Source organism: Pantoea sp. X-Soil-ISGK-285 (assembly GCF_059730815.1).
In genome coordinates, this window is the sequence record NZ_AP035939.1 from 309125 (window position 1) to 323811 (window position 14687).

Consider the following 14687-nt stretch of genomic DNA (forward strand, 5'->3'; position numbering starts at 1 on the left):
GCGTTTGTCTGCGTCATTATCATTTGAAGCTTAACGGAGAAAACAAAATGAAATACGCAGAACTGGGTAAAACTGGGATTTATGTTTCACGCATTTGTCTCGGGACGATGACATTTGGCGGGGCGGATAATGCCGCCGGTAATGCCATCGGCCGCCTGACGGGCAAAGAGGCGGACATTATCGTTGGTGAGGCGCTGGACGCCGGCATCAATTTTATTGATACCGCGGATATCTACGGTATGGGGGGCTCTGAAAGCGTGCTGGGCGAAGTGCTGGCACAGCGACGCAGTCAGGTTTTTCTTGCAACAAAAGCGCACAGCAGAATGAATGCGGGCGCAAACGATGCAGGGCAGTCGCGCTATCACCTTATGCAGGCGCTGGAAGCCAGCCTTAAAAGGCTTAAGACCGATCACATTGACCTTTATCAGGTCCACAATTTTGATACCGTAACACCGATTGAAGAGGTTCTGCGGACACTGGACGACATGGTGCGTCAGGGCAAGGTTCGCTATATAGGCTGTTCGAATTATGCCGGCTGGCAGATTGCCAAAGCTTTGGGTATTTCAGGTGAACATAAGCTGGAGAAATTTGCCAGCGTACAGTCTTTTTATTCACTGGCCTGCCGCGACATTGAACATGAACTCCTTCCGGCAATTAAGGATAGCCAAACCGGACTGTTATGCTGGAGCCCTCTTGCAGGAGGCCTGCTTTCAGGCAAATTTGACCGCAGTGGTAGTCATGAGGCCTCTGCAAGACGCGCAAAAATTGAATTTCCACCCGTTGATAAAAGCCTGGCATGGGACATCGTGGATGTTCTCAAAACAATTTCTGAAAAACACCGCACTACTCCTGCCAGCATCGCAATAGCCTGGCTGCTGTCTTCTAAGCAGGTGACGAGCGTCATAGCGGGTGTGCGCAATGTGCATCAGCTCAGAGATAACCTTAGCGCGCTGTCTGTTAATCTCAGCGAGGAGGAAAAAGAAATGCTGGACAAGGTCAGTCATCCGGGCACACGTTATCCCGGATGGATTCAGTCATATAATGCCGCGAGCCGCTATCCGGCAGGCTTTCCTGATACCGGGCCTAACTGGATATTAGGTGAATCCCCTGTTTAACACGGGCTCAGAGCTATAAAAATAACTAAGCTTTTAATAACTTTGCTGAGTCCGGGTTCCTGACGGGCTCTGCTGACTCAGGCAGTGAACATTATGGTTAGCATCTATTGCTGTTAACATCTTCAATTTAACTCACTCATGCTGTTAGTTCCTTACGCCGGCTGAAAACTTTCGTAGAGAGTAAAATTTTATCCTATCAAACTATTATTAAGTATAATCTAATATAAAAGCTGATTGACATGGTAAGGCTGAATATTAATGTTTTTCATATGCATCTATTTGTTGCATGAAAAAAGGGTCTATATTTAAATCGCGTCAAAAATCCAGAGTAAATAATACTTTAAATATTGCCATTATTTATTGTGGCAAATAATTCTACTCATTGTTTAATGATATGATTCTGTTAAAAATTAAATGCCATTTTGGTCAAACTTAGAGTCGGCTGATTTGTTCGTAAGGAATGCGATGTCTCGCAGCGTTGCTTTTGAAAAAGTTCTATAAGTTCAAGTTAATTTTTATGCGAGTAAGTTTTATGTATTTCTTAAAGTAGAGTTTTGTTGGAGTGTTACTCTTAATTTTAAGTGAAATTTATTTGTCTTTTATGTGAAAAGAATATAAATTGAAGTTAAGATTGTAACGCTGGCAGTGTTGTAGATTACTTACTATAGTTTGATAGTGACGAAACCTGTTAAAGTAAATACGATAAAATATGAAAAAATTAACTATTACTGAGTTTGCAAAGAAAATAGGTGTAGGTGTTGCAACAGTTGATCGGGTGCTTAATGATCGGGGTGGAGTATCGCCGGCCATGGAGAATCTAATACTCAAGGCCGCCCGTGATGCGGGACTTAAGCGTATTCTGCCGGAAAAGCATAGACCCTCCTGGCAGCTTGAGGTCCTGTTGAGCAGTAATAAATCTTTTTTTTTCGAACAGCTTGCTAAAGATTTTTCCATGCTGGCGGATAACTTAGGCTATCGCAGAATAACACTTCATAAAACTTTATTCTCTGAAGCTTCTCCGGAAAAAATGGCGAAACACATTGAAGCCAGCAGTAAAAAAATGGACGCTTTGATTATATTTGCACATGAGAGCCCACTTATTTATGAAATGCTGACCCTGTGTAAATCTCGCGGTGTCCCGGTAATAACCCTTGTGGCAGATTTACCAGGATCTGATAGATTGTGCCACGTAGGAATTGATCAATATAGCGCAGGCCGTACATCAGGCTTTGTACTTGGTGGTATGCTACCATCACATGGGGACGTGGTGATAATTAGCGGCCGTACGCAATACGCAGTCCATCGTCAGCGTGTCGATGGCTTTATTTCAGTTATGCAGAAATTTTATCCTAAAATCAATGTGCGCGAACCTATTTACAGTCAGGATGAACGGGAGCTTATCAGTCTTTTATTAAACCGAACCCTTGCATCTGATAAAGATATTGTCGGAATTTATAATACAGGCATGGGTAACACTCAGGTTAGTGAGATTTTGAATGATTATAATCTTAGAGGTAAAGTAGTTTACGTCACTCATGAACTTTACAATACAACACGGCAATTACTCGAACAACGAGTGCTGACATTGACCATAGATCAAAATACGTTGAGGCATGCTCAGCTGGCAATAACACTGGCGCTACATTATCTTGAAATGGGTGAGCAGCCTGATGAATATAAGTCAGGAAAGGTTGATTTTATGCTGTACACTCCTGAAAATTATAGGTGATATAAAATTGGTTACGATTGATTCAGAATAATGGCCCCCTCATTAGTACTCTTAATCTTCCGCTGGTTGGTAAAACCCCTATAACTCTGAATGTCGGACCGCAACGAGCTGTCGCAGATACAATATGTTGTAGTTTTCTAAGCTACTATCGATACTACACATAGTAGATTCAAGATAAGCGGCAAGCCAACACCAGGCCAGGGATTCAGGAGTTTTCAGCCACTGCACGTCTTCGGCCCCCTGCGGTTTTTTTTTGCCTAAAGCGGGTTATTTATCCTGCAGATACCGTGGGATCCGTCCGGAACGCTGCCCGAGATACGCTTGCTATCTTGCCGATGCCTTTTATCATTAAGCTCAAACGGCGGCTGCTCCGGCCGGCCACGATAAGAGCAAAAGCCACTGAATACCTCTTTGAACCGCCTGCACGGCGGTTTTTTTATTCTTCTCTCGGCGTTACGTGATCGGCAGCACATGGTTTGTGCCGTTCGCTTTTTTTTTAGCAAGGCTTACAGGTGACAGCGTTCGCTGAACGCCGGATTTTCCGGGATGCATAACCTTTTCTCCCCGGCTGCTTCCGCAGCTGACCCACTCAGATGGCGGTTTTTTGCCTGTCGCCTGCATGTGCGATAGGTATGTTATGTCTATTTTGGCAAAACTACACTGTCATCGTACATTTGACGGCCGCTTTTCGCTCAAAGCGGACCTTGCAGCACGTATGTCCGCTTTGTGCCAAAGTTACGTAAGGAAGGAATTAAGCCATCCCGTAGGATGGCTTATGAGATACTGTTACTGAGATGACAGACCTCAGAAATGCGCCGACAGCACGCCGTTTACAGACATATAAAAGAAGCACTTAACGGAAATTTTAACCAGCGTTTGTGCGGAACACGCTAACAGCGTCCCTCAGATTAGCGGCTCGACTTGCAAGTTCATCAGCAGACGATGCTGACTCTTCAACGAGCACGGCATTCTGCTGTGTGACCTGATCCATCTGAGTAACGGCAATATTTATCTGCGATACCCCTGCACTTTGCTCTTCTGAAGAAGATGAAATTTCTCTCACCAGCTGTGCTGTCTGTTCAATCGCATCCATACTCTCCTTCACTTTTTCACCTGCATCCCGGGCCATCGAAATGCCCTGCTCAGCATTCTCCACAGACTTTTCGATCAGTCCTTTAATTTCTTTCGCCGCGCCAGCCGAGCGCTGTGCCAGCGACCTGACTTCCGCCGCAACAACGGCAAAGCCTTTACCGTGCTCACCGGCCCGGGCAGCTTCAACAGCCGCGTTTAACGCGAGAATATTCGTCTGAAACGCAATCCCATCAATGACAGAAATGATTTCCTTAATCTGCCCTGCACTGCTGCTGATTTTCTCCATGGAACCCAGCACTGATTCCATTGCCTGACCGCCACGCAATGCCGCGCTGGTAGCCGAGCTGGCCATTTCTGCAGCATGGCGGGTGTTTTCAGCATTGTTGCCGATGATCGAAGAGAGCTGTTCCATACTGGCGGCTGTTTCAGCCAGTGATGCAGCCTGTTCTTCCGTCCTCGCAGAAAGATCGCCGTTACCGCGGGCAATCTCCTCAGATGAGGTGGCAATGGTGACGGCATTAGATTTAATGTTTTCTACCGTCACCGTCAGGCGCTGACTCATCTGCAGTAATGCCTTAAGCAGACCGGCTGTTTCATTGCGTCCTGTCACGGAAAAAGATGCTGTCAGATCGCCTTCTGCTACTTCAAGCGCAAGCTTTGACGCGGCACCGATAGGTCGTGTAACAGAACGGATAATGATCAATGCGAAAAAGACAGAAAGCAGGACCATAAAGAGAAGAACGCTCAGCAAACCATACTGTGCATTCCGGTGGTCCGTAATCTGCTGGTTCAGCATGTCATTCAGTTCATTACCGCCCGCAATCGCGTAGGTACTGAATCTGTTAATCGCGCTGGTAAAAATTGCGGCATAGTCCTGAGGATTCTGATTCGTCATACTGCGGCTAATAAATAACGCCCCTGCAGTTTTCAGGGCATTTTGGGCTTCCTGCACGGCCGCGTCTGCATCGGCACTGAATTTCTGCTTCAGCCCTGTATCAGACGAAAAAAGCTTCTCTGAGTCCTGAGCAAACATATCCAGATTATAGGCACCCGTGCTGATTAATGATTCCATACGGACAGAGTCAGCCTCACTAACGGCTTCTTTCCTGGCAAGCAGTGAAGTCCCGAACGCACGAATTTTACCCAGACTTTCGGTAAGCTCAGGCAATGATGAGAAATTGCTGATAATCAGGCGGTACGTACTGATATCTGAATCAAGCGACAAACCGTAAAAATCCAGCACGTCGCGGTTTGTGTTAAGAAGTTTGCGGATGAGTTGCGCATGTGCGTCAAGACTGGTCGTTTGATTCAGTTTCGAAGCATCAATGTCCTGCTGCAGCGCGTCCCACTGTGCACGCACCCCATTGATTTTTTCGATTAAACCCGCACTGCCTTCTGTCTGCGCCATCTCTTTCTTGATGGCATCGGTGATAGTAACAATGTCATCTCTAACACTTAGACGCGATGAGGTGGCAGGATTTTTTTGCGCAATAGCGAGGGCTGTTTCAGCGCGATGGCGCTGTATCAGATTCAACAGGGCAAGGATTTTGTTTTCAGCAGGCACTCCTGTTACTTCTTTCTGCTTGTCCTGAATATATTTATTACCTTCTGACACAAAAAGCACGGTAGGAACTGAAAAAAGAACAAGGCAAAACAAGCCCAGAATTGCAAACTTAGCGGTAAGATTAATATTGTTAAGAATATTACTCATTTTTACACCCTGCTGAATTAATTTTTATAAGAACACAAATAATGCAGATTAAAAGCATCTTAATCATCATTATCGGTTAACTATTCATTAACTTTATAGCAGGTGTAAGAAAGAGAATATTTAGGTTGAATCGCAACAAGGTCTAACCTGTTACCCAGTAATTAGACAATACTGATGTTAACAATTACCTCATAAGAGGTAGGAAAGATTGTTAATATCAACTTCTCTCTTAACGAATTTTATACATGATTCATGTCCACTTTATGCCAGGAGCGGACGTTCATGATTTTAAAATAAGCATAAAAGTGCATACGATTTCAGAAAGCATTAACTGCCTGGTACAGATTACAGAGACAGGCCGGACTCACCAATAAAATCGACAAAGCAGCGTATTCTCGGTGAAAGATACCGGCTGGCTGGCCAGAGTGCCGAGAAAACCCCCTGCCTGGTACAGCTACCTGGCAATACCTCTTTCAGTTGCCCCGTGTTCAAAGATTCGCGAACGACAAAACCGGGCACATAGCAAATCCCCATACCTGACAGGCTCAGGAGAACAGAAGCCTCTATATTATTTACGGTCAGAACAGAGGCTGTCCTCAAGTCAGTACCCGGGCACATACCGCGCAGTTCCCAGGGCTGGAGCAGCCCAGTTGAAGGAAAACGAAAAGAAATGCACCTGTGCATCGTTAAATCCGCTGGCGAGCCGGGTACGCCATACTCATTCAAATAGTCAGGGCTGGCGCAGAGCACAAAACGAAAATCACCAACCTTTTTAGATTTCAGTCGGGAGTCCGTCAGTTCACCGCTTCGTATGGCTACATCAAATCCTTCATCAATGATGTTTACCAGCCGGTCGCTGAAATCGAGATCGAGTTCTACATGAGGATAACGGCGGGAAAAGTCCGGCAGAAGAGGAAGGATCAACCTGTAGCCAATGACAGGCAGTGAAACCCTGAGCTTCCCGGCAGGCTGCGCTAAGCTGCTCGTCAGTTCTGACTCCGCCTCATGTAATTGCTCAAGAATATGCTGGCAGCGGATTAATAAAGCAGCCCCCTCCGCTGTCAGACTCACGTTTCTTGTACTGCGGTTTAAGAGACGTACGCCCAGTTTATGCTCAAGTCTGGCGACATTCTTCCCGACCGCTGAGGCAGAAATCCCAAGCAGCCTTGCGGCCTGTACAAAACTCAGCGTCTCCGCTGTCCGGACAAACGAAGTAAGAGAGGTCAGACTGTCCATTGATTATAAACTTAATGTCCGTTAAGAAGAGATTTTCAGTGTATTTATTCACTCTGATGTCTGCAATAACATTACTGAAGTTTGTTAACCCATCCGCTTTTCGGAAACATAAGGTCACCCAATGGCAACTTCAGCCAGAACACCCAGTCCAATGGCCAGGAATATGGCAGCCTTTTCTGTCTATCTGGCGGCTATATTGCTGCCGTTAAGCTTTACCGGTGGTGTAATCTCCACGCCGGCAATACAACAGGCTCTTGGCGGCTCGCCTGCCGCGCTGTCATGGCTGACGAATGGATTTATGCTGACTTTCGGCAGTTTTTTGTTGTCAGCCGGTGTTGCTGCGGATGTTACTGGCAGAAAGCGCATTTTTACCGCAGGCTCAGCCCTGTTTTGCCTGAGCAGCGTTATGATCTGCCTGACACAGGATATCTTTATGGCTGGGTTGTTCAGGTCACTGCAGGGTCTTGCGGCGGCCTTGATATTGGCCAGCGGCAGCGCCGCACTGGCCCGTCTCTATGAAGGTCCGGACAGGACACGGGCCTTCAGCATACTTGGCACTATGTTTGGCGTGGGCCTGGCGTTCGGCCCTGTGTTGATGGGTTTCATTACGGATGCTTTGGGCTGGAGATGGTTGTATGCCATGTTAGCTCTGCTTTCAGGCATTGTAATTTTGACCGGTGCTGCGTTTCTGCCAGCATCTGAGGAGAGCGGACATCAGAAACCAGACGGCACAGGATTAATCATGTTTACTGCAGCCCTGATGTTATTTACATCAGCGGTGATGCTTATACCTGCCTTTGGGTTTTTATCGTTTCCCACACTCGCCCTTTTCATTTCCGCCATGCTGCTTTTCAGCGGGTTTGTAGTGCGTTGCCTGGGGGTTGAAAATCCTGTTCTGGATATCTCTCTGCTGCTGCGCCCGCGCTTTGCCGGCGTTCTGCTACTGCCGATAGCAACATGCTATTGCTATGTTGTGCTGCTGATTATTATTCCGCTGCATTTTATGGGCGGTGACGGGATGAGTGAGTCCCGGAGCGCTTTTTATCTTATGGCGCTGACGTCTCCAATGCTGGTTTTCCCTTCCATTGCCGCACTGCTGACAAGGTGGTTTTCTCCAGGAACCGTTTCAGCTGCAGGACTTATTATTGCATCAGTCGGGCTGCTTTTCCTCGGATACGCACTACCGGGTAACAGCAGTAATTTTCTTGTGCTTTCACTGATTATGACGGGTACCGGCGCTGCGCTTCCATGGGGACTGATGGATGGTCTGGCACTTTCAGCTGTATCTGTGGAGAAAGCGGGCATGGCCGCAGGCCTCTTTAATACCGTTCGCGTTGCCGGAGAAGGGATCGCTCTGGCGATGGCGTCAGCATTTTTAAAAGAAATGAATGATTTGAATCTGAAAAACACCGTTCACGGGTATGCGCCAGAGGTCATTCACCAGGCTGCCGCATGGCTGGGGGGCGGCAGTACTGAGCAGGCCGCTGCGATGTTACCCGGTATTTCACGATTATTGCTTCAGGACAGTTATGACACTGCGTATACGTTTCTTTTTAGAGTTCTGGCTGCTGTCACGCTGATTTGCGCGCTGATGGTCTGGATCACGCTGGGTCGGCAGAGGCAAGGCTGTGCTGCAGGCAATACGCTGGCCAGAGATGAGTGAAAAATCGTGATCGAATAAGGTCGTAAGCGTTCATTTCATCGCATCCGCTTTTCGCTCATAGCGCGCATTATCCGATGACAGACCACTCTATGCCAGGAGCGGACGTTGTTGAGTTCACACAGCATGAATTCATGAAAACAGGAACGTCATATTTTGTCTTGATTAACGCGGGATGAAAGCTCCTCATGGCTCTCTTTTCGTTCACTGTAGCGATCGGCAAGGTAACCGGTCTGTCCCTTGAGTATAAGGGTGATTTTAAACAACTCTTCGGCGACATCGACGATACGATCATACCAGGACGAGGGTTTCATTCTCCCGTTCTCATCAAATTCCTGCCATGCTTTGGCCACTGAAGACTGGTTGGGGATCGTAAACATCCGCATCCAGCGTCCCAGAATTCGCATCTGGTTCACGGCATTGAAAGATTGCGAACCGCCGCATACCTGCATGACCGCCAGAGTTTTTCCCTGGGATGGGCGAACGGCCCCTTCGCTTAAGGGAATCCAGTCGATTTGTGCCTTCATCACGGCACTCATTGCCCCATGCCGCTCCGGGGAACTCCACACCATCCCGTCACACCACCTGACCAACCCGCGCAACTCGGTGACTTTTGGGTGCGTATCCGGGGCGTCGTCCGGCAGGGGTAAACCTGAAGGGTTAAACAGTCTGACCTCCGCTCCCATCGCCTCCAGCAGGCGACCTGCTTCCTCTGCTGTAAAACGACTGTAAGAACGCTCTCTTACCGAGCCATACAGAATCAGAATGCGTGGCGGCTCATGGAGCTGCAGACGTTCAGCAATATGATGATCGAAGCAATCAGCGTTCAGGGCAGGAAAGTGCTCCATTTTTTCTCCTTCGGGTGGCTCTGGTGATTTCAAAATAAACACATATGATTTAACATATATGTATTCTAAAGGGAATGGAGTAATAAATGCTACAGCCTGTTCAGCTTTTTAAGATCCTGTCGGATGAAACCCGGCTCGCAATTGTCATGCTTCTCCGGGAATCGGGCGAACTGTGCGTATGCGATATATGTGCGGCTACCACTGAATCACAGCCTAAAATTTCCCGTCACATGGCTATCCTGCGTGAGGCTGAACTGGTACTGGACCGTCGGGAAGGGAAATGGATTCACTACCGTCTCTCACCCCACATGCCCGCATGGGCCGGCGAGACGATAACGACGGCATGGCACTGCCTGCGCGATGATGTGCGTGAACGACTGGAAAAATCCGCATGTACTTCCTGCTGACAAGCTTAATCACATACACATAAGCATATATAAAGGAGTCGGAAAATGTTTCTGGCAGGAAGTATCTTTATACTCACGCTGGTCCTGGTCATCTGGCAGCCCAGAGGCCTCAGCATTGGCTGGAGCGCAAGTATCGGAGCCGTGCTGGCGCTGGGAATGGGAGTCATCCACTTTGAAGATATCCCTGTCGTCTGGAATATCGTCTGGAATGCAACAGCGGCGTTCATTGCGGTAATCGTCATCAGCCTGCTGCTTGATGAGTCTGGGTTCTTTGAATGGGCCGCACTGCATGTTTCCCGCTGGGGTAACGGGCGCGGTCGCCTGTTGTTTACGTGGATAGTACTGCTTGGCGCTGCTGTTGCTGCGCTGTTTGCTAACGACGGTGCAGCACTGATACTGACACCGATTGTGATTGCGATGCTGCTCGCTCTGGGGTTCAGCCAGGGAACGACACTGGCATTTGTCATGGCTGCAGGATTCATCGCTGATACCGCCAGCCTGCCGCTGATTGTCTCTAACCTGGTAAATATTGTCTCGGCGGATTTCTTTGGCCTGGGCTTTACGCAGTACGCCTCCGTGATGGTTCCTGTGAATCTGGCAGCCGTTGCTGCCACGCTGGTCATGCTGCATTTCTTCTTCCGCCGCGATATCCCTGCCAGATATGACGTCTCACTGCTGAAGATTCCTGGCAGTGCGATTAAGGATCCTGCGACGTTCAGGGCTGGCTGGATTGTTCTGCTGTTCCTGCTGGTCGGTTTCTTTGTTCTTGAGCCGCTGGGGATCCCTGTCAGCGCTATAGCAGCAGTTGGCGCAGCGGTGCTGTTCGTGGTGGCAAAGAGGGGCCAGGCCATTAATACCGGGAAAGTGCTTCGCGGTGCGCCCTGGCAGATCGTGATTTTCTCGCTGGGTATGTATCTGGTCGTCTATGGCCTGCGTAATGCCGGACTCACTGAGTATCTTTCTGCCGTACTCAATATGCTGGCAGACAACGGTTTATGGGCTGCCACGTTCGGCACCGGCTTCCTGACTGCCTTCATGTCGTCGGTGATGAACAATATGCCGACGGTGCTGATTGGTGCGCTGTCCATTGAAGGGAGCACTGCGACTGGCGTCGTCAGAGAAGCAATGATTTACGCCAATGTGATTGGCTGCGATTTAGGTCCCAAAATTACCCCAATCGGGAGTCTGGCAACCCTGCTGTGGCTGCATGTACTGGCACAGAAAAACATGAGCATTACCTGGGGATATTACTTCCGGACAGGCATAATTATGACCCTGCCCGTGCTGTTCGTTACTCTGGCCGCGCTGGTATGGCGGCTCTCTGTCACTTTGTAATGAGATACTGATATGAGCAATATTACCATCTATCATAACCCGGCCTGTGGCACCTCACGTAACACGCTGGAGATGATCCGTAACAGCGGCAACGAACCAACAATTATTTATTATCTCGATACGCCACCGACACGAGAAGAGCTTACCAGGCTGATTTCAGAAATGGGGATTTCTGTACGTGCATTGCTGCGTAAGAATGTTGAGCCTTATGAGCGATTGGGTCTGGATGAAGATAAATTTTCTGATGCGCAGTTGATCGATTTTATGCTTCAGCACCCGATCCTGATTAACAGGCCGGTAGTAGTGTCACCATTAGGGACACGACTTTGCCGTCCCTCAGAAATTGTGCTGGATATTCTCCCTGAAGGTCAGAAAGATTCTTTCACCAAAGAGGATGGAGAAAAGGTGACTGATGAGGCAGGGAGACGGTTTAAGTAACCTGGCGAGTTCACATTAGCGGACACCGGGCGTCCGCTTCCCGCTCATAGCGGCCCTTCCAGAGCGCAGGTCTTCTGCGTGCAAAAGCGGAACTCGATGAGAGATGAAGAAGATCAACTATCACGTTGCTTTTCTAACCGGATGAAAGTGCCATCCAGATTTGCTTTATTACCCCAGCCGAGTTGCATGTAAAATTTTGCCGCACGGCTGTTTTCATCGGTTTCCAGCCAGGCAATTTCGTGATGTCTGAATAACTCCTGTTCCGCAAGCATAGTGAGTCTGCGACCTATACCTCTGCTTTCGTATTCAGGAAGAACAAAAAGACCATAAAGGCAGCCTTTATCCTTTAAAATCATTGAAAAACCGATAATTTCGTCATTATCACAGGCAACCCATGCACAATGGTCGTTTTTGATCATATCGCCCACGACGCTTTCTGTGATCCCCATTCTTCGCATTTCTTCGCGGCTCAGATGATTCTCCGTAACAGATGTTCGGACTGAGAAAATTCCATCAACATCAGAAAGTTGTGCTGGCCTTATACCTATACTCATAAGACTTACTCCATGTATGACAAAGCTAAATCCTGATGATAATGAATTCAGATCCTCTTAGGAGCCACAGAACCGTCAATGAGATGCCTGCTATTTATTTTCCGTTCCTCGCTCAAAACGCATTTTAACCAGCTTCAGAAGTTAACCAGCCCCTTTGCCATCACACTCAGTCAGCAGGCCCGGAACGCCGTGCGGTCCGGGGATCTTACGCTGTTCGATTGAGGTGTCCTGACATCTTAAAATGTCTCTGAAATTATATGCTTTGCGTTCCTTCAGCTGATGGCGAGACCCTGACCCGGAATGCAATAACCAGCGCGGCAGTGAACATGATACAGGCAGCTGTAATGAATACCCCCGTCACCCCGTTGAGGCCATATATCAGGCCACCTATTGCTGCACCCGCGGCAATGGAGGATTGGACGGCGGCGACCACCATACCCCCTGCGCTCTCGGCCTCATCGGGAAGAGTCCGGGCGACCCAACCTGACCACGCCACCGGTATGCCACCAAATGCCAGCCCCCACAGCATGACCAGCGCTGTAAGCCCGGCGATTGATAACGGCAGAGTGATCATACCCAGTGCCGCTGCTCCAACCAGAGCAGGCATAATAATCAGCGTAAAACGCAGGCTGCGTTCCATCAGCCACCCTGCCGACAGTGTCCCGATAAAGTTAGCAACGCCAAACACCAGAAGTATTAATGCCAGCCCTTTTGCGTCTATGTGTGCGAGTCCTTCCAGCGCAGGCCGTATATAGGTAAACAGCGCATACTGGCCGGTGTGTGCAAGCACGCACCCCAGCATGCCCACGCTCACGCCCGGCCTCTGGAGCAGAGAAAATACGGATGCCGTCCTGGTCCTGACTACCGGCGGCATTCCGGGCAGCGTCAGCCACTGAAAAATAAAAGAGAGTGCGCCAACCGCAGCAGCGGCAATAAACGCGCTACGCCAGCCAGACATCTCGCCCAGATAACTTCCCAGCGGTACGGCAACAACAGTACCTACCGCGATTCCACTAAAAATGATCGACAGCGCCCGCGGTACCAGCCTCTCCGGCACTAGCCTCATCGCAACCGCCGCTGCCATACTCCAGAATCCACCCAACGCGATACCCAGCAGGATGCGCATTGCCAGCAGCATGACAATACCTGAAGAGAGCGCCACGAGCAGATTTGAGAAGATCATAAGGGCGGTAAAGCTCAACAACACGACGCGCCGGTCCAGCGCACGCGTTAATCGCGGTATCAGTAATCCGGCAAATAACGCAATCACCGCCGTCACTGTTACGGCCTGTCCTGCAAGAGATTCTGACACACCCAAATCCCGTGCAATAGGCGTTAATAAGCTGGCAGGCAGGTACTCTGCGGTGAGCAGGCCAAAAACACCCATGGTTAACGAAAAAACCGCAAGCCAGGCTGGCTGGATTTTCTCATCTCTTTGCACTCTTTCTTTGTGAACCCTGATAGAAGTTTCATCCGTCATTTCTAAGTCTCCTGGAAAGTCGTTTCAGGAGAAGAAGTCTATTCAGGCGCAGCTGGATGATCTATGCTCTAAAACCCTCACTTTTTTACCCAAAACCCGAAAAGGCATATGACTTCATCCTTCGCTCTGTCATCAGAACTCATCAGCGAGCTGCTTTCCGGCCTGCGGCTATACGGCGTGCGATATCAGCGTATCCAGACGGGAGATACGTTTGGCCTGAACTTCGCAAGCAGGCCCGGTTATGCTTATCTGCACTACGTCGCTGTAGGGGAGATGGTGCTTCATAGTGCAAACGGCGAAGTTCTTACGCTTTCAGCCGGAGAGGCTGTATTTCTTCCCCACGGCGAACGGCATCAGCTTTTGTCGGCAACAGCCGCCGACGTGCTGGATATCGACAATATTGAAACGGCACCACTCGATGAAAAAGTGAGTGGGATTGATACCTGCCCGAGTACTCAGGAAACGCCAGGTGCTGTGCTGTTTTTTGGTTGTATGAAAATCGATCTGGGAAGCATGCAGCGGCTGGCGGATGTGCTGCCTGAAATTATGCATGCCGATGCAAAGGGGATTCAGTGGCCGGGACTCATGCATATCCTTGATGCGATGAAGCGTGAGATATGCTCCGGACGCGTGGGCTATGCAGGTATTCTCGCCAGGCTTGCCGATGTGGCTGGAGCGATGTTTATCAGAGGATGGGTGGAAGACGGTTGCGGCAATAGCCCTGGCCTGGCTGCAGCACTGCGCGATCCGCGTCTGGCTCAGGCCATCCTGGCGATTCATCGCGAACCGGGCCGCGACTGGAGCGTGGCAGAACTCGCCGCCGAATCGCATATATCCCGCTCCGCATTCGCCGAAAGGTTTCAGACCACCATCGGCGTCCCACCGCTACGGTATGTAACGGAAGTAAAGATGCATCTCGCTGTCCGCTGGCTGTCGTCAGAAAACATTACTGTCGACACCGCATCGCAACGGTTAGGATACTCCTCTCAGGCTGCTTTCAGCCGGGCTTTTAAGCGTGTAACGGGCAAGTCTCCAGGCGCGGTTCGTTTCCTTAGCTAATGGGTTTTATCCCTGGCGGGGAT

Annotated in this window: 12 protein-coding genes; 7 read left to right on the forward strand and 5 right to left on the reverse strand. The window is 49.2% G+C overall.

All coding sequences use genetic code 11. From position 1 onward, the window contains the following. Positions 1 to 47: 47 nt before the first annotated feature. Together AC6I8B_RS20730 and AC6I8B_RS20735 are read left to right on the forward strand one after the other, a co-directional pair. Positions 48 to 1115 (forward strand): aldo/keto reductase, encoded by a 1068-nt coding sequence (locus AC6I8B_RS20730; protein WP_033760287.1) that lies wholly within the window; start codon positions 48 to 50, stop codon positions 1113 to 1115. A gap of 709 nt (positions 1116 to 1824) precedes the next feature. After that, positions 1825 to 2844 (forward strand): LacI family DNA-binding transcriptional regulator, encoded by a 1020-nt coding sequence (locus AC6I8B_RS20735; RefSeq protein WP_033760284.1) that lies wholly within the window; start codon positions 1825 to 1827, stop codon positions 2842 to 2844. A gap of 865 nt (positions 2845 to 3709) precedes the next feature. On the opposite strand, the gene AC6I8B_RS20740 is transcribed toward AC6I8B_RS20735, so the two are convergent. Both AC6I8B_RS20740 and AC6I8B_RS20745 read right to left on the reverse strand, forming a co-directional pair. Then, complete coding sequence (locus AC6I8B_RS20740; protein WP_033760282.1) at positions 3710 to 5647, reverse strand: methyl-accepting chemotaxis protein; 1938 nt, start codon at positions 5645 to 5647, stop codon at positions 3710 to 3712. A 345-nt stretch (positions 5648 to 5992) separates the two neighbouring features. Then, entirely contained in the window at positions 5993 to 6883 is an 891-nt protein-coding gene (locus tag AC6I8B_RS20745) for a LysR substrate-binding domain-containing protein (protein WP_495915115.1), read from the reverse strand. A 121-nt stretch (positions 6884 to 7004) separates the two neighbouring features. Between AC6I8B_RS20745 and AC6I8B_RS20750 the strand changes: the two genes are divergently transcribed. Then, positions 7005 to 8546, forward strand: a complete 1542-nt coding sequence (locus AC6I8B_RS20750; protein WP_497817745.1) for an MFS transporter — start codon at positions 7005 to 7007, stop codon at positions 8544 to 8546. Positions 8547 to 8692: 146 nt separating this feature from the next. Here AC6I8B_RS20750 and arsH read toward each other — a convergent pair whose 3' ends face one another. Then, positions 8693 to 9391 carry an arsenical resistance protein ArsH gene (arsH, locus tag AC6I8B_RS20755; RefSeq protein ID WP_033760278.1) on the reverse strand — a complete coding sequence of 233 codons (699 nt, stop codon included), beginning with the start codon at positions 9389 to 9391 and terminating at the stop codon, positions 8693 to 8695. Between the two features lie 86 nt (positions 9392 to 9477). On the opposite strand from arsH, the gene AC6I8B_RS20760 reads away from it, so the two are divergent. Genes AC6I8B_RS20760 through arsC form a run of 3 tightly spaced genes read left to right on the forward strand, consistent with a single transcriptional unit; the run spans position 9478 to position 11571 of the window. Continuing rightward, on the forward strand, positions 9478 to 9798 hold the full coding sequence (locus AC6I8B_RS20760) for a transcriptional regulator (protein ID WP_022624488.1): 321 nt from the start codon (positions 9478 to 9480) through the stop codon (positions 9796 to 9798). 45 nt (positions 9799 to 9843) lie between these two features. Next, positions 9844 to 11133: an arsenic transporter gene (locus AC6I8B_RS20765; RefSeq protein WP_497817746.1), complete on the forward strand. Its 1290-nt coding sequence runs from the start codon at positions 9844 to 9846 to the stop codon at positions 11131 to 11133. A gap of 12 nt (positions 11134 to 11145) precedes the next feature. Beyond that, the gene (gene arsC, locus AC6I8B_RS20770) at positions 11146 to 11571 is read left to right on the forward strand and encodes a glutaredoxin-dependent arsenate reductase (protein WP_033786923.1); all 426 of its coding nucleotides are present in this window, start codon (positions 11146 to 11148) and stop codon (positions 11569 to 11571) included. A gap of 113 nt (positions 11572 to 11684) precedes the next feature. Here arsC and AC6I8B_RS20775 read toward each other — a convergent pair whose 3' ends face one another. Together AC6I8B_RS20775 and AC6I8B_RS20780 are read right to left on the reverse strand one after the other, a co-directional pair. Continuing rightward, positions 11685 to 12125, reverse strand: coding sequence for a GNAT family N-acetyltransferase (locus AC6I8B_RS20775; protein WP_033760268.1), 441 nt, complete (start codon positions 12123 to 12125; stop codon positions 11685 to 11687). A gap of 253 nt (positions 12126 to 12378) precedes the next feature. Beyond that, positions 12379 to 13605 carry an MFS transporter gene (locus tag AC6I8B_RS20780; protein WP_497817747.1) on the reverse strand — a complete coding sequence of 409 codons (1227 nt, stop codon included), beginning with the start codon at positions 13603 to 13605 and terminating at the stop codon, positions 12379 to 12381. Between the two features lie 108 nt (positions 13606 to 13713). Between AC6I8B_RS20780 and AC6I8B_RS20785 the strand changes: the two genes are divergently transcribed. After that, complete coding sequence (locus tag AC6I8B_RS20785) at positions 13714 to 14664, forward strand: AraC family transcriptional regulator (protein ID WP_497817748.1); 951 nt, start codon at positions 13714 to 13716, stop codon at positions 14662 to 14664. The last annotated feature ends 23 nt before the right edge of the window (positions 14665 to 14687 follow it).